Origin of the sequence: Baaleninema sp., assembly GCF_049974805.1 — a bacterium.
Lineage (GTDB): Bacteria > Cyanobacteriota > Cyanobacteriia > Cyanobacteriales > Geitlerinemataceae > Baaleninema.
This window is the reverse complement of sequence record NZ_JBNGCO010000002.1, coordinates 12,005-34,768: the sequence shown is the minus strand read 5'-3', so window position 1 is coordinate 34,768 and position 22,764 is coordinate 12,005. Positions and strand designations below refer to the sequence as shown.

Here is a 22,764-nt window from a genome sequence, read left to right as displayed (position 1 = left end):
TCTACCACCAGAGCCGATTTCCAGACTCATCAGTTCTGGCTTGTCGGATGACGTCGGAGATTTCTTCAGCATCTCTGACGTGGTGCAGGGCTTTTTGTTCGCCCTCTGGGGTGTCGATAACAAAATACGTGGGAACGACGAGGCGGCTGAACACATCAACGGTATCGACAGCCACTTGTTGGGCTTTTTCTTTGACGTTTTGCGACTCGTCCGCAATGCGATCGCCGGGATTAACGGTTAAGCGTTCGGTGAAGGATTGCATTAATGAACCTCCGTGTGATGGGTTGAGCGTGAAGTTTGACCTTCACTTTCAACTTAACGCCGAGAATCCTGGGGTTTCATCTGTCGTTTGTTCTAATTGCCAATTGGCAAAAGTCTTTCGATCGAAAGATAACACCCCCCCCTTCAACCCCGGCGATCGCCACCGCAGGGCAAATTCCCGCGAGTCGTTCTCTCTACCAAGATCCGTCGCAGTGTTCCGCCCATAACCGAGGGCTTGGGGGGTGGTGAAGCGACGGGAGGGAGTCGTTCGCTTAAGCCTAAGACACAGGTATTTATTTCCCAAGCTAGGAGAGTTTCATGCTAAACCTGACGTGAGAATTCAAGCTAGAGCCAACGGCGGAGCAGGTTTGAGCCATCGAACAGATTTTGGATCTGTGCCGCCAGGTCTGGAATTTGGCTCTGTGGGAACGTAAGGATTGGCTAAATTCCCGAAAGTCGCCCGTGAATGCCTGTTCCATCGTACAGGAATTTATCTGGCCAGCGGATGCACCATTTCCCAGCTATGCGCGGCAGTGCAAGTCCCTGACTGCGGCCAAAGCTGAATACTCCCGATTAAAGACTGTCAACGCGATGGTTCTTCAACAAGTCATCCGAAAACTGGAAGCCTCCTGGGAGCCATGGCGGTTAAAGCGTTCGGCCCCATTCGCGAAGACCTATTTTTTAAAAAGCTCTTTGGTTAAACGGCTGGGGTGGTGGTTTCCTTCCGTCTATCCAACCCACTTAAAAAGCTAGATTCCCGGCATCTTGGAGAGGCCGGGAATCTTTCAGAATCTTACATTCAAACAACTTTAAAACAAGCGCATCCCTCGCGCCATCATCGCCGCAAACAAAGGAATCAGCAGAAAGCCAACGATTTCCACTTTAATCATAGAAGAAAGCAAGCGCGTTTTTGCCGCCGTCAATACTGGGGCTGCGCCCTGCTGCCAATCTTTCGCCCACAAAATAAACGTAATTGTGGGATATAACGACAGCGTTCCGACGAAAAGAAAAATGCCAACTTTTATCCAAAATACGGGATTGCTCGTGTAATACTCCGTGCCTTTTCCGAAGTAGAGAACGCGCAAAACTCCCGTAATCAACACCATTAAAGCTGACATTCCATAAACCACGTCAGCAATAACGATTTTTTGCGATTCTTGTAGCGTGGGACGCTCTTTTAACGTGAAGCTTTCCACGACGAGCGCACCCACTGCCAGCATAAATCCGAGATAGTGCAAGTATGCCGTAACAGCACTGTTCCACATGGTTATTTGTTGAAGCTAATTGTTGGAAACCTGAGACAAGTTGCGATCGAATCCTCTGATGAAAACTCGATAGTTATATTGTTGCTTGTCCAAGGGCGGATTATAACACGATCGCCTTGACCTTTGCCCGCAAAAACAATCGATCGCCATGTCGATACCCCAAATGAGTAATCTTCACGCGATCGCCCGGTTGCGCCGTTCCCTTGGCTAACTGGTGCAATTGGGGATCGTATGTCACTTCTTCGGCAATTCTGCCGATGGGTTCGACATCCCATCGCTGTAACAAATGTTCGATCGGTTTGACGAGCGGTAACAGGTTTTTCGCTGCAAACTGAGGATTGTTTTCCACAGCATGAGCGGCGGCGTGCCAATAGGTTAAAAAGGATTCGAGAATGTCGAGGCTTTCCCGTTGGAATTCATCAGCAAAGGTATCTCGAGCGCGATCGAACTCCCCTTTGAGTCGATCGTACTCCTGTCGCAGCCTCTCCGCCTCCGCCGACGATTCCACTGGCGGCGACGACTCCACCACGCCAAACGCCGCTAAAAACTCCGTCACCGACACCTGCAACGCCGCACACAACTTCAGCAGGTTCTCTAAACGCATTTTCTCGAAATTGCCCCGCCGCACTTGGCGAAGTTGCCAGTTCGACACCCCCGCCAGACGACGAAGTTCCGCAAAACTGGAAATACCGACGTTCCCCATCAGTTGACGGAGAACGTCGGTGTAGTCTCTCGATTCGGTGGAATCAGTCATCGATCGCAACTAGCAGGCGGCTTCAGCGTTGGATTCTACCACGCTCGTTTCGATCGATCCGCACCAACCCTTACTCTTCTTCCAGCAGACTTCGCAGCATCCACGCCGTTTTCTCGTGAATCTGCATCCGTTGCGTCAGTAAGTCCGCCGTGGGTTCGTCGTTCGCCTCGTCCGCCAGGGGGAACACTTCCCGCGCCGTGCGAACCACTGTTTCTTGACCCTGTACCAACTGGCGAATCATGTCTTTAGCGTGAGGAACGCCGTCGGGTTCTTCAATCGAAGTCAGTTTGGCGTATTCGCTATAGGTTCCCGGTGCGGGATATCCCAAAGCGCGAATCCGTTCGGCGATTTCGTCTACCGCCGTCGAGAGTTCTGTATATTGCTGCTCGAACATCAGATGCAGCGTTTGGAACATCGGCCCGGTAACGTTCCAGTGGAAGTTGTGGGTTTTCAGATACAGGCTGTAGGTATCCGCCAGCAGGCGCGACAATCCTTCGGCAATTTTGGCACGGGTTGGGTCGTCGATTCCCGTGTTAATTGGCATGGTTTGCATAACGATCTCCTTCGTTAAGTAGTGATGTTTTGACTGTAAAGCACAGTTTGGCGAAACGCGCTTAAGCTAAGTGCATCTTTAGAACTGCTTTCGGCGCTCGTCGCACTCGACAACGAATCGTCTCCTGTCCGAGGCGCTGACAGGCTTCGTAGCGGTGACAGCCGGAAAATCCGTAGTATTTTCCCTCTACCTCTAGCACGTCGATGGGTTCTTGCAGTCCGATTTCCGCGATCGACGCCATTAATGCTTTGACTTTCTCGGGGTCGTTTCCCCGAGGGAGAGGACGGCGAATTTTGTCGATGGGGATATCTTCGATTCTCATGACATCCTCGAACGGTTGCTGACTTGATTGTAGTCATAACGATTATGAGTTGTCAATATAGAGATTGGGATGAGGGGATGATGAGATGATGGGATGATGTGGGTCTCCCTTGTTTTCCCGATCCTGGCTATGTCTCAAACTCTAGTTCTCCACGATAGCGACGGCGGAATTGACGACTATCTCTCGACACTGCTGTTGATGACGATGGAAAACTTTGAACTGCTGGGCGTTGTCATCACACCAGCGGACTGCTATTTTTGGGACGTTCTGGCGACGGCGTATCTCGGACGACCGGATTTGTACGAGTTGCGAGAGTACGAGGTGGATATCATCACCGAGGGACCGAGTCAGGGACGCACGATCGCTAAACCGGGAGGTCGTCCAATTTAAGTGTTTGAAAATGTGGATTTGGATGGGTTTTACGAGTATTTTTTGGGGCAATTGATGCGGTGATGGGGTGGTTTTTTACTGCAAAGACACAGAGGATTTATTAATTTGGCTATATCCCCGGCATCTTAGAATATGCCGGGGATCTTTTGGGTCTCTATTTTTGGGTCTCTATTTTTTTCTTCGATATTTTGACGGGGCGTTAGGTTTCGCGATCGCTTCACCCAATCTACGGATTTTTAAGTTTGTTAAAACGGTTTTTTAAAAAGCGGGTCAATATTGTTCTTACAATAACTGCGATTTGTCAATTCCCCTCTAAATTTAAGGATTACTTTAACATCTTTGTTGGCGAAACGAGTATCGATCTCTCAATTCTCAATTAAGATCGAGAAGGAGCTAAAAAATCCCCAATCGTGAAATCCCACCACAAACTTCTCGTCTCGATCGCCGTTCTCGTCCTCCTGGGATTGATGGTGTCGGGAAGCCTCATCCACCTGCTGACTGAATCCTGGTGGTTCGATTCTGTCGGCTTGTCTCAAGTGTTCTGGACGCGCATACAGTGGCAAATTCTTGCCTGGGTGGTGGGATTTGTCGGCTGTGGGGCGATTTTGTGGGCGAACTACCGCATTGCCATGTACGTCACGCGATATCGGCTGTTTCGCGCCCTGGCTGAAAGTAGCACTTGGAGTCCTTACGCCAAGCAAATCCCCAACGCCATCGCCGGATTCGTCACGTTCTTCGTGTCGCTGTCGGTGGCGTCGGCGGCGTCGTCGGCGTGGGAAACCATCCTCAAATTTCTCAACGCCAGGGAGTTCGGAACGACGGATGCGATCTTCAAGCAAGACTTGAGTTTTTACCTGTTCGACTTGCCGTTTTACGAAGTGTTACAAAACGGCTTGTTGTCGATCGCCGTTATCAGTTTAGCCGCCGCCGTCGCTGTTTACGCTTTTAAAGGGGAAATCGGTCTCGGACGGGGGTGGACGCATGTCGTGTCTGGCGGGGTGCGGGTTCATTTGAGTTCCTTACTGGCGATTGTGGCGGTGTTGCTGGCGGTGGGGTTCTGGTTGCAACGGTACGAACTGTTGTATTCCAACGAAGGCGTCGTTTTTGGGGCAGGATATACCGATATTCACGCCAGACTTCCCGCTTACGGGGTCATGAGTTTCGCCACGATCGCCTTGGCGGTGTTGTGCGTGGCGGCGTTGTGGCAACATAGTTTTGCTCTGCCTTTGTTTGGCGTAGGAATTGCTTTTATCGCCTGGATTGTCGTTGGGGGAATTTATCCTTGGGCGATTCAAGCTTTCGTGGTGGAACCGAACGAACTGGCTAAGGAAAAGCCCTATGTGGCGAACAATATTGAAGCGACGCGACAAGCCTATGGATTAGATAGTGTCGAACGGTTCGATTATCCTGTAGAAGCCAGCCTCGATCGCGCGGCGTTAGACGCCAACGAATCCACCATCGATAATATTCGCCTGTGGGATTATCGTCCTCTGTTGAGTACCTATCGCCAATTGCAAGAAATTCGGCTGTACTATCGCTTTTTGGATGTCGATCTCGATCGATATAACCTTGAGGATCTCGGCTACCGTCAAGTGATGTTATCCCCTCGAGAACTGTCTTACGCGCAAGTTCCCCAACAGGCGAAAACTTGGGTCAACCAACGGCTGAAATACACCCACGGTTACGGGTTAGTGATGAGTCCCGTGAATCGAGTCACCTCCGACGGTTTACCGGAATTTTTCATTCAAGATATTCCGCCAGTGTCTAATATTTCTCTGGAGGTGGAACAGCCGCGAATTTATTACGGGGAAGAGACGAACAATTATATTTTTACGGGAACGACAACTCAGGAATTCGACTATCCTCGAGGGGAAGAAAATGCTTTTAATAATTACGACGGGAAGGGCGGCGTTCCCATGGGAAGCTTCGGGCGAAAACTCGCCTATGCGTTCGATCGCAGCAGTCTGAAAATTCTCATTTCCGGCTATTTCAACCAAAACTCTCGCATTCACTACCACCGTCAGATTCTCGATCGAATCCGCACCGTCGCGCCGTTTTTACGGTTCGATGGCGACCCCTACATTACCCTCATCGACGGAAAACTTCAGTGGATTGTGGAAGGATATACGACTAGCGATCGATATCCCTATTCTAAACCTGTAGCTCGCAGCGATAACGCCGCCAGTTTCTTGAGTCAACAGAACTTGAGAAATATCGTCGCCGGAGAAGTCAACTATCTTCGCAACTCCGTTAAAATTGCCATCGACGCCTACGACGGAACGATGAAATTTTACGTCGTAGAAGAATCCGATCCGGTATTGCAGACGTATCGCAATATTTTTCCCGATTTGTTCGTGGATCGATCGCAAGTTCCCGAAACGGTAGCGGCGCACTTCCGCTATCCCTTAGACTTGTTTTCGATTCAAGCACAAATGTATTTGTCCTATCACATGGACAATCCCGAAGTCTTCTACAACCGCGAAGACCTCTGGCGCTTTCCCACGGAGATTTACGAAGGCAATCAAGAAACCGTCGAACCTTATTATATTATCATGCGACTCCCTGAGGAAGATCGGGAAGAGTTCGTATTGATTTTACCGTTTACGCCGGTCAATAAAGACAATACCATCGCTTGGATGGCAGGTCGATCGGACGGCGAGAATTACGGACGACTCCTAATCTACGATTTCCCCAAACAAAAACTCGTCTACGGTCCGAGTCAAATCGAGGCGAGAATCGACCAAAACCCGACGATTTCCCAACAGTTCAGTTTGTGGAGTCAGGAAGGCTCGCGGGTGATTCGCGGCGATTTGTTAGTGATTCCCATCGATCGATCCTTATTGTACGTCGAACCCGTGTATTTACGCGCCGAACGGGGCGAATTACCGGAACTCAAGCGCGTCGTGGTGGCTTACGACAACCAAATCGTCATGGAACCGACGTTAGAAGAAGCCTTAAACGCCATTTTTGGAGAACAAGCCGAAACGCCGCCAGAAACTACAGCGCCTCCAACAGGCGCGACGCCGCAATTTTCTCAACTGGCGCAACAGGCGCAAGAAGCGTACAACCAGGCGCAAGAAGCGTTACGAAATGGAGATTGGTCGAGTTACGGTCGTTACCAACGAGAGTTGGGAAATCTGTTACAACAACTCAATCAATAGGTCGAAACCATCGATTTAACACCGGCTCCTTACCTTTTTCAGCAAGCCGGAAAATTGATAGCCCGAAAAATTCAAGCCAGAGAGATGAAACCCAATCCCCCAAAATTCAAGTTTTAATTATCAATTATCAAGTATCAATGGTTAAAATCTTGTTAGTTGATGACGATGAAGCCTTTGCAGAAGGAATTGGCGAAGCGTTAAGTCGCCAACATTACGTGGTCGATTTAGCCACCGACGGACAAACCGGGTGGGTGTTCGCCGAAACCTGTACTTACGATTTGATGCTTCTCGATTGGCGCGTTCCCGACCTCGATGGGTTGACCTTCTGTCGCCGTCGGCGCGATCGCGGCGATCGCACGCCGATTTTACTGATGACCGCCCACGATGCGAGTCCGCAGCGTGTTAAGGGATTAGACGCCGGGGCGGACGATTATCTCGTCAAACCTTTCGATATCGAAGAGTTGCTGGCGCGAATTCGGGCGTTGCTGCGGCGGGGAAAAGATGCGTTGCTTCCGAGGGTGGAATGGGGGTTGTTGCGCCTCGACCCCCAAGCCTGTCGGATTACTTACGACGGTTGCGAGTTGAAGTTGACGGCGAAGGAATACGAACTTTTGGAGGTGTTTTTGCGATCGCCGGAACGGATTTTCAGTCAAAGTGCGCTTCTCGATCGCTTGTGGACTTTCGACGACCCGCCTTCTGAAAACGCCGTGCGCCGTCAGATTACCAACTTGCGCCAAAAACTCAAGAAAGTGGGCGGAGTCGATGTCATCGAAACTGTGTATGGTTTGGGATATCGCCTGCGAGAACCGGAACCGACGCCCCCCAATCCCCTGGCGGCGGTGTGGGAACGGAACAAAGCCAAGTATCTCGATCGTATCGCCATCGTCGAATCGGCCATCGCCGCGTTACAAAGCAACGCCCTCGGTTCCGAACAGTTAAAAAGCGCCTTAGCAGAAACCCACACTCTAGCGGGGTCTTTGGGAAGTTTCGGGTTCGATCGCGCTTCGCAGATTTCCCGACAACTCGAAGGAGGGTTGAAAGCCGAAACCCCCAATCCGCTACAGTTGCGCGACGGTTTGAGAGAACTCCGCCAAGCCTTGGATTTACCGATCGATCGATCGAACTCGAACCTCAACTCTAACTCGATCGCCAAAGCGACAGCATCAGAATCCCCCAAAACCCATCTGTTTGTCGTCGATGCAGATGTCGCCTTCGCCGAATCGATCGCCACCGTCGCCAGAGAACGGGGAATGACCGTCGAACTCGCCCATAGCTTCGCCGACGCCGAGGCGAAAGTGTCGAAACAAACCCCCGACTTAGCCTTAGTAGATTTCAACTTACCGGATTCCGACGGCGGCGGCTTCGAGGTGTTGGCGCAACTCACCCACCGCTGTCCCCCCGTTCCCGTAGTGGTGTTAACCGGACGGGAAAGTTTGATCGATCGCGTCAAAGTCGCCCGCTTGGGCGGTTGCGGCTTCCTGGCTAAACCCGTTTCGCCCCAACAGGCGATCGAAACCGTCAGTCAACTCGCCAAACCCGCGTCCACCCCCAGCAGTAAAATCCTGGTGGTAGACGACGACAGCGAACTTCTCGACGCCATCCAGACTTTATTGGAACCTTGGGGCTTTCATCTGGTTCTCCTCGACGATTCCTGTCAGTTTTGGGAAGTTCTCAACCGTACCCAACCGGATTTACTGTTGTTAGATGTCGTCATGCCCGATGTCAGCGGGATCGAACTCTGTCAGGTGGTTCGCAACGACCCCCAATGGTACGATTTACCGGTTTTGGTGTTGTCAGCCCATCGCGATTCCGAGACGGTGCGTCAAGTGTTCGTCGCCGGTGCTGATGATTTTATCCAAAAACCCCTTGTCGAACCGGAACTGATCGCGCGGATTCTCAATCGCTTGGAACGTCAAACCCTCCAACGCCGAATCGGGAAATTGTGGCAGCAGTATTCGCGCTGAGGTGGCGCAGCCTTGGGAACCCGGAAGAAATCTCGTCCCCTCCGGTTCTGCAAATAGGATACGGAAACTTTACGCAAATTTCATGAAATCTTGAAGTTTTATAACAAAAATTCAGTGATGTTTGTTACAATTTAACCAGCGTGAAGGATTTAACAGAAAGGTTGAACCCGCAAGGTGCGGGAACGCGCTGTTATTGAGTTTCCTCACGGCTATCACATACAACGTGATTGGTTTTGGTTGGTTTTAAACGGGTCAGCTCGCTGCAAGCTGACCGTTTTTTTAGAGATTTTTGGGGAGATAGTTCGGCGATCGAGTGGGGTGCATCTCAAAAATGTCAATTTTTTTGTCAGACTCGATTTTTTCTGATATCAGCAATTTTTCACCACAGAGACACAGAGGACACAGAGAAGTTCTTGCGACGAGCGGAAAAACTGCTGTTTTTTTATCGTTTTATCGATTCTGTTGTTGACAAATTTGCTTTTATGTGGTAAATGTTTGGCGTTGTCCGAGTTAGGTTTTACGAAAGAGAATCGATCGATTGTTGGCCGGCATGTCGATGGTTTCGAGCCAAGTTAAGCCTTCCGAGTCCGCCACCTCAATAACCGTTTCCAAATCTCGCACGCCCCAGGCAGGATCGCGATCGCGCAACATAGCATCGAAGGCTTCGTTACTGGGGGCGGTGTGGCGTCCCCCTTCCTTAAACGGTCCGTAGAGATACAACAGTCCGCCTGCGGGTAAAATGCGACCCGCCCCCGCCAGCAAACCCAATCCCGCCGACCAGGGGGCAATGTGAATCATATTAATACAGACGATCGCCGAAATCGGAGAATCCTGCAACTGCGGCGGTGGCGTCCGTTTGATCGACCATCGATCGGCCGTTGCGTCCAGATGCACGGGAGACAGCAGAGTTTGGACACCAACATAATCCCGCCACGCCGCAATACTATCGAGATGTAGGGGATTGCAATCCGAGGGCAACCACAGACGGGGTTTCAGTCGAGGAGCGAAAAACGCCGCGTGTTCCCCCGTGCCGCTGGCCACTTCTAACACCGTTCCCGACTCCGGTAACACCCGGCGCAATACCGTTAAAATCGGTTCGCGGTTTCGTTGCGTCGGTGGGGCAAACTGGCGATCGTCCCGAAGGTTTTCATTTACCATAAAACTGCCGTTTTGTTCCTTACCTGTTACATTTCTTGAGTTTCGGGTGCCGGTGCCGCTTGCAGCGTCTTCGATAACAGAGCGATCGCGCCATCGACCCGATCGACACTCTCTTCCGTGGCCGACACCAACAACAAGAAAACTTGTCGATCGACCTGACGCGCCAGAGTTTTTCCTGTGAGGGGTTTTCCGCCAATCTCCGCCGTCCAGTTCATCTCAATCGTATCCGGTGCCGTGGACGTGACGCTTCCCGGTTGAAAGCCTTCCCCGCGATCGAGGGTTTCGATGGCCATTTGAGCCAGTTCGTCCGGAGCCAGAGCGCGAGGATTCACCCGTTGCTTCGTCACGACAGTATAGGCCAACGTGCGATCGCCCGACTCGAACAGAGGAATTCCCGCCATCCTCGTCAAACTAAACCCCTCGATCGTACCAATTTGGAACTGACCCGGCTGAGAATAAGAACCTTCCGCCAGAGCCAACCCAGCCGTATTCATTTCCTCCGGCGGCGAAATTTCTTCCAATTCAAACTCAGCCGGCGCTTCCGAAGGCGGTTCCTGCGGTTTGGGCGTCGGCGACTGCGCTTCGTTCGACGTCGGAACCACCGGAGGATCGGGCAGTTGAGGGGGCGTTTGCGCCAGAGGGTTTCCCACCGCAGCCAAACGGAGTTCTCCTCCGCCATCGGACGCCACCGCCACCGAGTTTTTCATCGGACTTCCAACCCACGCCACCACAGTCGCCGCCAACAGGGCCAAAGCCAAAAACCAAGTTAAATGTCGTTTCATGGTGATGTTTCTCCTCTCCCATTACGGCGTCGGAATGCCCAAAATCGTATCGGTATTTCCCGTAAAGAACAGTCCGGCAATACACCCCGTCATCAGCGTCGCCAGCGTTCCCGCCCACAGCGCCTTAAAGCCCAACGCCGAAACATCCGAACGGCGGGAAGGCACCAACGCCGAGAGTCCGCCGACGAAAATTCCATAAGACGCGAAGTGAGTAAAGCCGCACAAAACATAACTCACGACGAGCATGGCGCGGGGGGTAATTTCTCCCGTGCGAGCCAGTTGCGCCAAAGTGTTGTAAGGCGGAATATTGGTCTCAAACAGTCGCCGTCCGATAATGACCGAAGAATCCCAAAGCACCTGCCAGTTTTCCTGAAACCCATCAGTAAAGGGAATCGGCAGCGCAACCCCCGTTAAAAAGGTTAAGGGGAGAAACAGCGCCCCCAAAATGTTTTGTAACGTGACGTATTGAAAAACGACCCCCGCCCAACCCGGAAGTTGGCTCAACCCTTCAAACAGGGCGTTGAACAGAGCGACTAAGCCCAAAATGGCGATAATCACCGCCGCGATACCCACCGCCATTTTTACCCCATCTAACGCCCCCACAATGAGGCTATCGACGGGATTGAGTTTTTTCTGTCCCTCTTCTTCCGGGTCTTCGGGGATGTGACCGAAGGTTTTGGGGGTGGTCGTTTCCGGAACCAGCAGTTTGGCCAGGACGAAACAGGCCGGAATCGTCATAATCGAGGCTGAGACGAGGTGGCCGGTGATGTTGGGGAACGTCGGACGTAGCAATCCGGCGTAGAGAGCGAGAACGGACGACGCAATGGAGCCGAAGCAACTGGCGAGAATGGCACAGAGTTCGCTGCGGCTCATCTCGGGTAGAAAAGGTTTGACGGCGATGGCCGATTCGATCCCTACGAAAATGTTCGCCGCCCCCGAGAGGGATTCCGCCCCGCTAATTTTCATCGTGCGCTGGAAGATTTTGGCAAACAGCGCCACGATCGGTTGAATGATGTTGAGGCGATACAGCAGGCTGACTAATCCTGAGAAGAAGATCACCTGCGGCAGCGATCGAAACGCCAGAATAAAGCCGGGGTTGAGGTTGTCCGGTCCGAGTCGATCGCCCGGAACGTTCACGTAAGGAGCGCCCACCGTGCGAACGAGCCAGCGTCCCGGCTCTCCCGGACCGACGAGTCGACTGGGATCGGGGACGAACGCCGAATTTCCGCCCCCAAATAAAAATCGCGCCCCCGCTTCGGAGGCGTCGAGAACGACATTGAGCAAGTCGTTAATCCAAACGACCACGTTACTGCCAATACCAAAAACGATCGCACCCACGATTAACTGAAGCCCGATTCCCCAGAAGATCGTATTCCACGAAACGATACGACGGTTTTCCGAACCGAGCCACGCAATAAAACACAAACCGACAAGTCCCAGGGCAGACAAGATGTTGAGTGCGCTCATATAGTTCTCCGGAATTCTGGGTTCAAACCACGAAATTCAACAGGATTTCACGGAGATGCCGCTATATCCGACCGTGGTGCGACGCCCAGTCGCGATTGAAATACGTTGCAAACCAGGTTACTCCAACAAGACCTTACCTTAAAAAGGGTCGATCTCAGTACGCGATCGACCCGATTTGATGCAATCTCGATGCGATCGACCCCACTTGACGGCTCCGTTTTTAGCGATACGATATATAAAAGGATGAGTATCTAGTTATAATAGACACTAACCAACCGAAGAGAATCGATAAGACCGACAGAACAGATTATGAGCAAACGAACCAAGAACGCCCCCAAACTCAAATATCTCAGCCCCGCCCAACTGGAGGCTCGCCAAGACCAACTCGAAGTGGTCGACATTCGCGGCATCATCGAATATATGTTCGGCCACGTTCCCGGCGCCAAGCGCATGAGCCTCGCCCGTATCTTAAAAGACATTCCCAAAGACCAGCCCATCGCCGTCACCTGCCTCTCAGGAATGCGAAGCCAAAGCGTCGCCAACGTCCTGGTTCAAAAAGGCTATCAAAAAGTATATAACCTGCAAGGGGGCTGCATGGCCTGGCAACGGGCCGGATACGGTCTCAAAGCCGGACTTTAAACCGCCAACAGGGGAGAATCAAGCGTATTTCAGTCACCCGTGATGAGATTGATGAGATTGATGAGATGATGAGATGATGAGGTGATGAGGTCATGAGAAATTATCACGATCTCCCCTGGTCTCCCTCTCCCCTGCTCCCCCCTCTCCCCTGCCCCCTCATTCTTTCAGCGAGACGGATCGAACTATGGTATCTGTAACCCCTTCCCTCAACGGCAGCCGTCCCCCCGCCACATCGACGCTTCCCCCGTTGCAAATCGGTAAATACACCGCCCGAGTTCCCATCGTTCAAGGGGGGATGGGCGTGCGAATTTCCGGCGCGAACCTGGCCGGTGCGGTAGCCAACGCCGGAGGTATCGGTATTATTTCCGCCGTCGGCTTGGGCTTCAACTCTCCCTATTTCGACGCACAAACCCGCAAAGGCGACTTTTTCGAGGCCAACCGACTGGCCTTGATTGACGAACTGACCAAAGCCCGCAGCATCAGTCCCGACGGCATTATCGGCGTCAATATTATGGTAGCGGCGCGAGACTTCGATACGTTAGCCAAAACCGCCGCCGAACATGGGGCGAACCTCATCGTGGCCGGGGCGGGACTGCCGATGACGCTGCCCAGCCTCACGCAAGACTATCCCGATGTGGCTCTGGCGCCTATCGTTTCCAGTACCCGAGCCGCCAAACTCATCTATCGCAAGTGGAAGCGTCAAGGTCGCGTTCCCGACGCCTTTATCGTGGAAAACCCCCGCACCGCTGGGGGACACCTGGGGGCGTCCGCCGAAGAACTCAACGATGAAAAACTGGATACGGAATACGTAGTTCCGGAATTAGTCGAGTATATTAAAACCGATTTAAACGAAGATATTCCAGTCATTTCGGCTGGCGGCGTGTGGGATCGCTCAGATATCGATCGATTCTTCCGCCTCGGCGCCAGCGGCGTACAAATGGGGACTCGCTTCATCACGACCCAAGAGTGCGACGCCGATGTTCGGTATAAAGAAGCACATTTGAAAGCCCGTCCCGAAGACGTAGTGTTGGTGCCCTCTCCCGTGGGATTGCCCGGCCGCGCCATCGCCAACGACTTCGCCCGCCGCGCCATTGAGGGAACTTTACCTCAGCGCCAACGTTGCGTCGCTAACTGTCTGAAAGCCTGTAAATGTCGGGAAAAAGGCGAAACCTACTGTATTTTGCAAGCCTTGGATAACGCCTCCCGTGGTAATCTGGAGAACGGTTTAATCTTCTCGGGCAGCAACGCCGGACGCGCCACCGCCCTCGTGTCCGTTGCCGATCTCGTTGCCGAACTCACCCGTCCGTTAGACTGTGAGGAGGCCCGACGCTGAGTTTCAAGAGGTGTTAGATGGACGTTGACGAACTTCTCCAACGTTACGAGCGCGGCGATCGCGCGTTCGATCGCGTTAATTTACAAGAGTGCGAACTTCTCAGCGCCGATTTCGGTCGCAGTAGCTTCGAGCGAGCTGACTTTCGCCAAGCGCGACTCGGTCGCAGTCATTTTCCCCACAGCAACTTCCGCGAAGCAGACCTCAGTGAGTCGATTTTGTGGGGAACGGATTTTACGGACGCCGATTTATACGGGGCGCTGTTGCGAGATGCGGACCTCAGCGGCGCTCATTTAGTGGGGACTCGTTTGGAACGCGCCAATCTCATCAAAGCGATTCTCAGCGGCGCTGATTTCAGCCGCGCCGTCCTGGAACGGGCGTTGTTAATCGAAGCGGATTTGCGATCGACCGCGGACCAACGCACCACGTTACGGGAGGCGAATTTACGGGAAGCGGATTTGAGTTACGCTCATCTCAACGAGGCGATTCTCGAGGGGGCGAACCTAGAACGCGCGAAACTTTGTCGCGCCAATCTCAGCGCGGAAGCGGGAACGGACGCCCTCCCGACGGATTTGAGTCACGCCAACCTTCGCGGTGCGGATCTCAGTTATGCAGATTTGAGCGGCGCGATTTTGAAAAATGCGGATTTGCGGGAGGCGGATTTAACTCGAACGGTGTTCGATCGCGCCGATTTGACAGGTGCAATACTCCCCGAAGGATGGAGCGCCAAGTAATTTCTCAAATCACTTCTCAAATTACTGTTTAAGATGGGTTTTTTGTAGCCGCGTTGTCCGCAACGCGGCTATGTTGTATGAGATTGAGTCTTTGAGGGAACGGGGAACCGGGAACGGGGAACCGGGAACGGGAAAATGTCTCCAAATGACAGAACTCAATCGCTGCAACAGTCGGAGTCGGTGATGGCGGGAATGGGGATAATGACGTCCGTGGGATCGAAGGCGGGAATAAAGCCGCGATCGACCGGAGATAAATCGCGAAATCCCTCGTTTTCCAATTGTCCGCCACCAACCGTTCCGCTTCCCAACGGATCGGAAATCCCGTTGAGGGCGTCGCCGAGAAAACTGTCGGAAAAGCCCCGTTCCTCAAAGCCTCGACTCTCTTCTTCGGAAAAGGTGGGGCGCAACCGCTCTCGCTGGGGCGGCGGACAGAGTTCGGGATCGGGGTTCGGACCTCGACAAGGATCGTCTGAGGTTTGGGCGTTAACAGGGACTCTCAGGTGGCTGCTGAATACGAGAGATCCGACGATCGCCAGCCCAAGGGAGAATTTGAGTTTCGATGAGTTCGACATGGGTTTGAGAGGTTTACCATACCAGAGACAGAGGACAGGGAGAGGAGATTGAAAAAATGGTTAAAAACGGAACGTCGTGCGAATGGTTCCCACCACTAACGTCTCGCTGTCGGAGTTGTGTTCGGGATTCGTAACGACGAACACCCCCGGCGTGATGGAAATGCGATCGGTCAGACGCCAGCGATAGAACAGTTCGAAGTGGAGTGAGGTATCTTCATCTTCTCCGAAAACCAGATTTTCTCCGTCTACCAATTTCGGCGGTTGACCGAAGAGAAACGCCAGTAAATCGCCGTCGTTCCCGAAAGGATCGGAATAGCCCAGGGCGAATAAATAGGTGGAGGTGGTCGATCGCGCCTCGGATTCGAGAGAATCCGTAAAGAACCACGCGCCCCAGGTGGAAAAGGTTAAATCCCGCGCTAAGCGCCATTGTAACGTGCCGCTGATGGTGTCGATTTGCGCGGGTTCGTCGATAAAGGAGTTGGTGTCGGCGATGAAACTTCCCGTGAAGGTATCGAGGCGGCCGTTGGCAGAATAGGCGTTGATATAAGAGACCCCAGCCAGTAAGTTTCGGGCGGGTTTCAGGAGTAACTGCACCCCCGCCGCTGAATGTTCGCTGTTGAAAACTCCTCGTCCTTCTCGGGGATTGTCGGCGTCCCGCACGCCGTAAGCCCCTTGCAACCGCACAGTATCTGTCACCAGCCAGTCGAAGCCGACGCCAGACTCGAGGCGACCGAGTTTGAAAGCGGGACTGGCTTCGGTGAAACGGGAAATCGAACCCCGTCCGGCGTCGAAATAGGGGGAGTTGGCGGTGAGGACGCTACTGAGGCTGAAGCCGACAGGACGCACTGTGAAGACAACGCGATCGCTGAAGCTGGCGAAGCGATATTCCAGTTTGCTGAGTTCGACGGTGTTGTTGGTGTTGCCTTGATAGGACAACAGTGCCATATCGGAGTTGAAACCGACGGGGTTGGCGAAGCCGCGATCGCTGAAATTGGCCGCTTGGAATTCAAACCGCAGTCGATCGCGCCCTGTAAACGACCCCACAAACCCCAATCGGCTGAGATGGGTAAAAACCGTATTGGTGACGCCCTCTCCAGGGGGTTCGCCGCCAAATCCCGAGGAAAGGGCGAAAATCGATTCCCCTCCCATGACCAGGGTAGGGGAAAATTGTTGGTCTTCTAAGGTCGTGATTCGAGGGTCTAGGGTATCGATGCGGCCGCGCAACGCCGAGAGTTCTTCGCGAAATTCCTCTTGCAGTCGTCGAATCGTCGCCCATTCTTCCGGGTCGAGGCTGGGGGCGAGGTCTGAAAAGCGATCGAGACAGGCGTTCAACCCCGCCGCGAACTCGTATCGCGTCAACGCTCGATCGCCTTGAAACGTCCCGTTGGGCACCCCTGCCACGCAGCCGTATCGTTCGATAAGAGACTGCAACGCCTGATATGCCCAATCTGTCGGTTCTACGTCCGACAGTTGCGACACCGAAGTAACTTGGGCGGTACGCACGGGCGTCGTTCCGGTAACAGGGGCTTCCGTCGCCGATTCGATCGCCGAGTGGACCGATGGAATACCCAGCGATGTGGCAGATTTCGAGGTGTGAAATTTCGAGACGGGAGAATTTGAGACGGGAGAACTTGAAGGGGGCGACGATCGAATTTTAGAAAGAGATGCCGCCTCAACGGGCGACAGGGCAACAAAAACAGTGGTTAAACTCAATACCAGACATTTCAACATTCGATCGATTCTCCCCACAAGCCACCACGGACGAAAGCAGACGCTTCGACAAACAGTCGCCTCCGACTGCAATACCGCTTCGACCTCAATTCATATCACGGCTTAAAACGGTTCGCACGGTTCGCCCAACAACAAACTGCCACAGCCCCCCGACGGTTCGTCTCGTAACAGCGATTCTAAATCGAAGGTAAACGCACTATAAATATCTTCGATGGTATCGGCGCGGTCTAAGTTGGACATCCCCGCCGCAATGACTTGCGGCTCCACGGGAGGCGGTTGGAAGGCTAGGGACAAGCCGCTTTGTCGAACCTGGCTGACGAAATGGGCAGCTTGCATCCCACAACTGTTATCGGCGCTCAATTGCGGGTCGAGACAGTAAATATTGTCCTGCGCCCGTCCCCGGCCGTGAATGCCGATGAGTTCTCCCTCTTCGTCGAAAACGGGGCCGCCGCTCATGCCCCGCTGGGTTTCGTTATCGTAAAGGATGCTGTAACCCCCGTCTTCCGAAGGGGGAAAGACGGCGTTAAGGGTTCCCGAAACCGTTTCCCGCATTCGACGGGCGCTGGCGTCGTCGGGGTTGGGCCATCCGGAAATATAAACGGGGTCGCCAGGGGTTAAGGCTTGAGCGTCTCCCATGACGGCGATGGGATAATCGCGATCGCTCTCGAACTTAATCAAGGCCAGGTCGTAACCTTGAATGCTTTCGCCGAACTCCCCCACTTCTTCCCCGAAAGTGAGAATATTCTCTTTCGTCTTCACGTCATCGACAAAATGCACTTTACCGTCGCTGGTGCGAATACCGTAAACTGTATCGCGAGTTCGGACGACGTGAAGGGCGGTTAAAACGTAATAGGTATCGCCATCGCGAGCGACAATGGCACCGGAACCGGGGTTCCACTCGCGACGGGCTTCGATATCGCCTTCTTGCAATCCTTGACCGATTACCACAGTCGTCACGGAGGCCACCGCATCGATTTGTTCTTCTGTGAGGGCTTGGGCGGCGGTCAAGGGAACGGAAAGCGAGACGGTCGCTAAAGAAGCTACGGCCAACGACGGAAGCTTAGCGGCGGTACGTTGAACAGATTGGAGAAATCGATCGAATGGGGACATATTCCGTTCGCGGACGCGGTACGGAGGTTTAGAGGGGGAGCTTCTGGGGAGCCGGGGAGCTTCCGGAGAGGGGGAGAATAAAGATACGCCTTATCTCCTCATCCCATCATCTCCTCATCCCATCATCTCCTTATCAAAAATGCTGGTTGACCAGTTGTTCGAGGTTGACGTAGGGAATTCCGCCAGATTCTTGGATGCTGGTGCCGCTGGTGCGACTCGAGAGGCTGTAGAGAACTTCTTCGGGGTTGCGACTGTTGGGACCGCTGAGGGTAAACAGCACGTTGGTGGTGTTACAACCGGAACGGGTTCCGTTAACGGTGCAAACGACCGATTGGCTGTTAACGCGCCCGACGGTTAGATACAACCCAGATAGGCTGTTGTTGTTGTCTTCTAAGAGGTTGTTCAGCCGTGTGGTGACTTCTTGACAGCGACGGGCGGGGGGATATCCGGCTTGACTGAAGGCGTCGCTCGTCCATACGACGATGGGATCGGAGGCGCGTCCGTTTTGGCCGAGGGCTACGGTAAAGTGTACGCCGTCGGTGGTGCGGCATTCAAAGCCAGTCGCCGGTTGCGCGACGCTGGGTTTCGCGGTGAAGAGGGGGAGTTGGGCGGCTATGAGTCCCGCGATCGCCCATCGATAGAAGTTCTTCATCGTTCGTGCTTCGTACTCTCGCTTCGGGTCATATTGGCTATGACGCGATCGCCATGGAAAAAGCTCCCAAATCGGACAAGTTTCTTGGGTCTTTTGTCCACAATATCTCACCAGGAAGGCGGGTGTCTTCTGGAGGCGACACCCGCCCAAGCTCCCTATCGTGGGAGTTTTGGAGATTTTTAAGGTAATTTTGCCCGTTGTTTTAAAGATTTATCGATCGCGCACTTCGCTAAAGGATCGATAACACTGGTTGGGGTCGTACAGGTGGCAGCGATCGGTAATTTGCTTCATCAACGACCAAGAAAACTCTCGTTCGATGGTGTAGCTTCCCCAATGTTCTTTTAAGGCGCGATGGGCGCGACGCAGGTTGTACCAGGGAATGGCGCTGGAAATGTGGTGGGGGAGGTGAACGTTAATGTCGTGACAGAGGACTTCCACCCAAGTGGGATAGGAACAGTGAACGGTTCCGCAGAGTTGGGCTTGGGCTTCGTTCCAGGTTTCGGCGGGTTGGAACTGAATTTCGGGAAGGGTGTGGTGAACCAGGGTAAAGGTACTCATCCAGAAGTGATATACCATCCAGGGCATCAGCCAGAATTTGACAAATCCCCAAATTCCGGTGGTGGAGATGAGGAGGGGGAAGCCGATGCAGGCGGCGACGATGACGAACAAGGCTGAAAAGCGAACTTGTTCCCGTTGTTTGCCGGAAAAGTTGTTCCAGTTAAAGTGTTGGACGAGCCAATGTCCGATGGAACCCACCCACCAGAACCGACCGCGAACGGCGGTGTAGATGCCTCGTTCGAGGGCTGAGAGGTTTTGATAGGCTTCCGGGCGATAAGGGTCCCAAGCGTTATCGACTTCTAATTTATTGGTGTGTTTGTGATGGTAGTTATGTTGAATTCGCCAGCCGTGAAAGGGATAAATTAGTGGCAAAAACATCACGTGACCGACGAGGTCGTTGACCCATTTTCGGTTAGAAAAGGAACGATGTCCGGCATCGTGACCGAGAACGAACCACCCTGTTAAAACGGTTCCTTGAAACACCCAAAGTACGGGTAATAAATACCAAGGGGCGATCGCCAGTCCCAGGTAACCGATTGCGGCGAGGGCGATATCGATGAAAACCGTCGTCCAAGCTTTAATTGGGCGTTTTTCAAATACGTCTCGCGGTAACGTTTTTAAAATGTCTTTTATGCGAACGTCATCATCGAGTTTTGGCGATTTCGATGCTTCGGGTTTCGTCAATACTCCGGTCATGAAAAGCTGTCTCTACTGTTGTTAGGTCGTTGCAATTCGCCGAAATTTAAGACAAAAAAAATCCACTGGCGGCGATAGGTCGATCGCCCCAATTTTTAGCCAGTGAACTTTGTCGAAGTCGTTTCAGCGAAGCGCAAAAAACTTCACCTTTTATATCATATTTCGGGGATCGATATGAGAGATTCCCGCTGAAAAACTATTCGATCGATCCCCCTCAGTCGGCGTTCGATCGACCGGAAAAACTCGCCTCGCCCCCCTCGGGGCGTCGCCTGAAACGCCCCGACTCTGAAGATTTGGCTTGACTGCTTTAAATCGGAACCATGTCGGAATATTCCGTCAACAGATCCTCAGCTGTCAAACTGTCCGTTTCCGCTTGCGGCGTCCACAGTAACTCGAACACCAGCAGATAGTCCGGCGTCACGGCGGCGAGTTTCTGCATCGCCTGTTTGAGGTCTTCAGCGGAATAAACCCCCTCAAATAGAGGTTTGTCGTCTTCAGTTCCCACTAACATCGTCACCACGATGTACTCGGCGGGTTCAGCGTCTTCGTCTACCTCCAGATCCCGTTCTCGGAGGCGGCCGCCCAGGTTGGAGAAGGTTTCGGCGCTAAATTTGCTGCGTTCGGCGATCGACTGTTCTCCAAAGGCTCGTTCGGCTGCTTCCCGACTCTTGAAAGTTTCGGAACTGGCCCGAACGTGGGTCCAATATTCCGGTTGGCGCAGCAAGGCTAACGCACACTCTTGCAGGAATTGCGTCAACCCTTCTCGGGAGTCCAAATCGGCGTCTCGACTCAAATCCGTCAAATCCGCTTGCACGGTTCGCGCTTCGGCCAGCAAAGCCACTTGCAGCTTGGTGACGGTTACGATGTCGTTGTCCAATTCTCGGGCGACGCCGGCCGGCGTGTCGCCGCTGGCGTCCGAATTTTGTCGGGACATCAACCACCAGACGACGAAGACAATTCCGCCGAGGACGATTAACAGCAACAGGAATTTCACCCAGGAATTCCCCGACGACCGACGGCTTTGGCTGCGAACGGCGGCGTCGGTTTGGCGATCGCTGGTGGGGGTGACGACGCCAGTATCGGTTTCGGCTTCCCGGTTGGGGGAGGACTCGCGATCGCCCCCGCCATTGTAGGGAACGCTGGGGACGACAGGGGTGTAATAGCCCCGCGAGGGCTGTTCGACTTCGATTTCGAGTTCGTAGTTGTTGTGTTGGTAGGTGGGGGCGCTGCGATCGGGAACGCTGTGGGGAATCGGTTCCGGCGTCGAGGTCGGCGTCGATCGCGGTATGGCGTTCGGTGTAGAGGTGGGGGCTGGCGTTGGCGTCCGTTGGAACGACCCCCCCTGAACGCGACCCCCCGTCCGGCCGCTGTTACTCGGAGCGGGTGTGGAGGTGCTGCGGGGACTGGGGGTACTCGATCGCGTACTGCTGCCGCTACTGCTACCGCTGCTGCTACCGCTACTGCGCGATCGCGAGGGGGAAGAACTGCGCGATCGCGAGGGAGACGATCGACTCGGACGGGAAAAGGACCCGCCCCCGCTGCGGCCGCCGCTGCGTCTGGCTTCGGCGGCTTCGATGCCGAATTGGGGAATCGGGGTGTTTCTGGTCGCCTCAAGGGAAACCTGGTTGACGAACAAAACCGCCAACAGACTGGCGAGGAACAGATTGAATTTACGCATGGTTTGAGTTGGGTCGAGCGTCAAAGCATCGCAACCCGATGGCACGTTGGCGATGACAAGGCTATCCGAACGACGGTTTCCCTTCGCGGGTTACCCCCTTCTGTTTGCAAAGGTTCTGAATTCCGTCGGGATCGAGCGGGCGGACATCGTAGCGAGAAACCCATTATGCCTCGGCGTTACGATCGATTCGATCGCTCGTAGCCGTCCGTTTCTTCCAGATTAGCATCGCTCAACAAGTCCGGTCGTCGCTGCCGCGTCCGTTCGATCTGCTGTTCTCGCCGCCATTGGGCGATTTTGGCGTGGTTTCCCGAGAGCAGCACCTCCGGCACGGCGTAATCTCGAAACACGGGGGGACGGGTGTAGTGGGGATAATCGAGCAGTCCGTCTTCAAAACTATCGGCTTGCAAAGATTCCGTTTTCCCGACGGTTCCCGGCAGCAACCGCACCACGCCATCGATTAACGCCAACGCCGGAACTTCCCCACCCGTCAACACGAAATCCCCTAAGGAGACTTCCCGCGTTACCAGGTTCATCACCCGTTCGTCGATGCCTTCGTAGCGCCCGCAAATTAACACCAGTTGCTCCGTTTCGCCCGCCCACTGTTTAAAGAGGGTTTGCGTCATCGGTTCCCCCTGGGGCGAGAGAAACACCACTTCTCGCCGAGGCAGGACGGGTAACGATTCCACGGCGGCGAAGAGGGGTTCCGGCTTCATGACCATCCCCACCCCGCCGCCATAGGGTTCGTCGTCTACCCGTCGATGTTTGTCTGTGGCGAAATCTCGGGGGTTGGTGCAGTGAACTTCGGCGATCTGTCGATCGAGGGCTTTTCCGAGCAGTCCGACTCGTAACGGGCCGGAAAAAAATTCAGGAAATAGCGTAACGATATCAAATCTCACAGAATTGAGGTTCGGACAGAGGATAGGATGTATTTTCACTTTATCAGTTCGACGGCGACCGAAGGGACGGCAATCGCCGAAGCTCTCGGAG

Annotated in this window: 21 protein-coding genes and 1 pseudogene; 7 read left to right on the top strand and 15 right to left on the bottom strand. The window is 53.6% G+C overall.

Annotation, left to right across the window (positions count from 1 at the left end):
- Nucleotide 1: 1 nt before the first annotated feature.
- Nucleotides 2-262, bottom strand: a complete 261-nt coding sequence (locus ACP5D4_RS00780; protein ID WP_428009705.1) for a hypothetical protein — start codon at nt 260-262, stop codon at nt 2-4.
- A 374-nt stretch (nt 263-636) separates the two neighbouring features.
- Between ACP5D4_RS00780 and ACP5D4_RS00775 the strand changes: the two are divergent.
- Nucleotides 637-918, top strand: a pseudogene (locus ACP5D4_RS00775) (RNA-guided endonuclease TnpB family protein); the annotation flags it as partial.
- A gap of 152 nt (nt 919-1,070) precedes the next feature.
- Here the strand turns inward: ACP5D4_RS00775 and ACP5D4_RS00770 are convergent.
- From ACP5D4_RS00770 to ACP5D4_RS00755, 4 genes are all read right to left on the bottom strand, one after another.
- Nucleotides 1,071-1,526 carry a DUF2214 family protein gene (locus ACP5D4_RS00770; RefSeq protein ID WP_428009704.1) on the bottom strand — a complete coding sequence of 152 codons (456 nt, stop codon included), beginning with the start codon at nt 1,524-1,526 and terminating at the stop codon, nt 1,071-1,073.
- A 100-nt stretch (nt 1,527-1,626) separates the two neighbouring features.
- On the bottom strand, nt 1,627-2,280 hold the full coding sequence (locus tag ACP5D4_RS00765; protein WP_428009703.1) for a helix-turn-helix domain-containing protein: 654 nt from the start codon (nt 2,278-2,280) through the stop codon (nt 1,627-1,629).
- A gap of 70 nt (nt 2,281-2,350) precedes the next feature.
- Nucleotides 2,351-2,833, bottom strand: coding sequence for a Dps family protein (locus ACP5D4_RS00760; protein ID WP_428009702.1), 483 nt, complete (start codon nt 2,831-2,833; stop codon nt 2,351-2,353).
- A gap of 61 nt (nt 2,834-2,894) precedes the next feature.
- On the bottom strand, nt 2,895-3,155 hold the full coding sequence (locus ACP5D4_RS00755; protein WP_428009701.1) for a ParB N-terminal domain-containing protein: 261 nt from the start codon (nt 3,153-3,155) through the stop codon (nt 2,895-2,897).
- 129 nt (nt 3,156-3,284) lie between these two features.
- On the opposite strand from ACP5D4_RS00755, the gene ACP5D4_RS00750 reads away from it, so the two are divergent.
- The 3 genes from ACP5D4_RS00750 (at nt 3,285) to ACP5D4_RS00740 (ending at nt 8,670) form a co-directional block, all read left to right on the top strand.
- Nucleotides 3,285-3,545, top strand: coding sequence for a hypothetical protein (locus ACP5D4_RS00750; protein ID WP_428009700.1), 261 nt, complete (start codon nt 3,285-3,287; stop codon nt 3,543-3,545).
- A gap of 410 nt (nt 3,546-3,955) precedes the next feature.
- Nucleotides 3,956-6,706, top strand: coding sequence for a UPF0182 family protein (locus ACP5D4_RS00745; protein ID WP_428009699.1), 2,751 nt, complete (start codon nt 3,956-3,958; stop codon nt 6,704-6,706).
- Between the two features lie 137 nt (nt 6,707-6,843).
- Nucleotides 6,844-8,670: a response regulator gene (locus ACP5D4_RS00740; protein WP_428009698.1), complete on the top strand. Its 1,827-nt coding sequence runs from the start codon at nt 6,844-6,846 to the stop codon at nt 8,668-8,670.
- A gap of 510 nt (nt 8,671-9,180) precedes the next feature.
- Here the strand turns inward: ACP5D4_RS00740 and ACP5D4_RS00735 are convergent.
- Genes ACP5D4_RS00735 through ACP5D4_RS00725 form a run of 3 tightly spaced genes read right to left on the bottom strand, consistent with a single transcriptional unit; the run spans nt 9,181 to nt 12,077 of the window.
- Nucleotides 9,181-9,828 (bottom strand): DUF938 domain-containing protein, encoded by a 648-nt coding sequence (locus ACP5D4_RS00735; protein WP_428009697.1) that lies wholly within the window; start codon nt 9,826-9,828, stop codon nt 9,181-9,183.
- 26 nt (nt 9,829-9,854) lie between these two features.
- Nucleotides 9,855-10,610, bottom strand: coding sequence for a hypothetical protein (locus ACP5D4_RS00730; RefSeq protein WP_428009696.1), 756 nt, complete (start codon nt 10,608-10,610; stop codon nt 9,855-9,857).
- 21 nt (nt 10,611-10,631) lie between these two features.
- Entirely contained in the window at nt 10,632-12,077 is a 1,446-nt protein-coding gene (locus tag ACP5D4_RS00725) for a NupC/NupG family nucleoside CNT transporter (protein WP_428009695.1), read from the bottom strand.
- A gap of 309 nt (nt 12,078-12,386) precedes the next feature.
- Between ACP5D4_RS00725 and ACP5D4_RS00720 the strand changes: the two genes are divergently transcribed.
- The 3 genes from ACP5D4_RS00720 (at nt 12,387) to hetL (ending at nt 14,780) form a co-directional block, all read left to right on the top strand.
- Nucleotides 12,387-12,716, top strand: a complete 330-nt coding sequence (locus ACP5D4_RS00720; RefSeq protein ID WP_428009694.1) for a rhodanese-like domain-containing protein — start codon at nt 12,387-12,389, stop codon at nt 12,714-12,716.
- 184 nt (nt 12,717-12,900) lie between these two features.
- Nucleotides 12,901-14,049, top strand: a complete 1,149-nt coding sequence (locus tag ACP5D4_RS00715) for an NAD(P)H-dependent flavin oxidoreductase (protein ID WP_428009693.1) — start codon at nt 12,901-12,903, stop codon at nt 14,047-14,049.
- Nucleotides 14,050-14,066: 17 nt separating this feature from the next.
- On the top strand, nt 14,067-14,780 hold the full coding sequence (gene hetL, locus ACP5D4_RS00710; RefSeq protein WP_428009692.1) for a heterocyst differentiation pentapeptide repeat protein HetL: 714 nt from the start codon (nt 14,067-14,069) through the stop codon (nt 14,778-14,780).
- Between the two features lie 155 nt (nt 14,781-14,935).
- Here hetL and ACP5D4_RS00705 read toward each other — a convergent pair whose 3' ends face one another.
- From ACP5D4_RS00705 to trmD, 7 genes are all read right to left on the bottom strand, one after another.
- Complete coding sequence (locus tag ACP5D4_RS00705) at nt 14,936-15,352, bottom strand: hypothetical protein (protein WP_428009691.1); 417 nt, start codon at nt 15,350-15,352, stop codon at nt 14,936-14,938.
- A 60-nt stretch (nt 15,353-15,412) separates the two neighbouring features.
- On the bottom strand, nt 15,413-17,083 hold the full coding sequence (locus ACP5D4_RS00700; protein ID WP_428009690.1) for an iron uptake porin: 1,671 nt from the start codon (nt 17,081-17,083) through the stop codon (nt 15,413-15,415).
- A gap of 102 nt (nt 17,084-17,185) precedes the next feature.
- Nucleotides 17,186-18,193, bottom strand: a complete 1,008-nt coding sequence (locus ACP5D4_RS00695; protein WP_428009689.1) for a S1 family peptidase — start codon at nt 18,191-18,193, stop codon at nt 17,186-17,188.
- A gap of 133 nt (nt 18,194-18,326) precedes the next feature.
- On the bottom strand, nt 18,327-18,845 hold the full coding sequence (locus ACP5D4_RS00690) for a COP23 domain-containing protein (protein ID WP_428009688.1): 519 nt from the start codon (nt 18,843-18,845) through the stop codon (nt 18,327-18,329).
- Between the two features lie 210 nt (nt 18,846-19,055).
- Nucleotides 19,056-20,099 carry a fatty acid desaturase gene (locus tag ACP5D4_RS00685; protein ID WP_428009687.1) on the bottom strand — a complete coding sequence of 348 codons (1,044 nt, stop codon included), beginning with the start codon at nt 20,097-20,099 and terminating at the stop codon, nt 19,056-19,058.
- Between the two features lie 307 nt (nt 20,100-20,406).
- Nucleotides 20,407-21,777, bottom strand: a complete 1,371-nt coding sequence (locus ACP5D4_RS00680) for a DUF1517 domain-containing protein (RefSeq protein ID WP_428009686.1) — start codon at nt 21,775-21,777, stop codon at nt 20,407-20,409.
- Nucleotides 21,778-21,953: 176 nt separating this feature from the next.
- A complete protein-coding gene (trmD, locus tag ACP5D4_RS00675) occupies nt 21,954-22,673 on the bottom strand; it encodes a tRNA (guanosine(37)-N1)-methyltransferase TrmD (RefSeq protein ID WP_428009750.1) in 720 nt (239 codons plus the stop codon).
- Nucleotides 22,674-22,764: the final 91 nt, after the last annotated feature.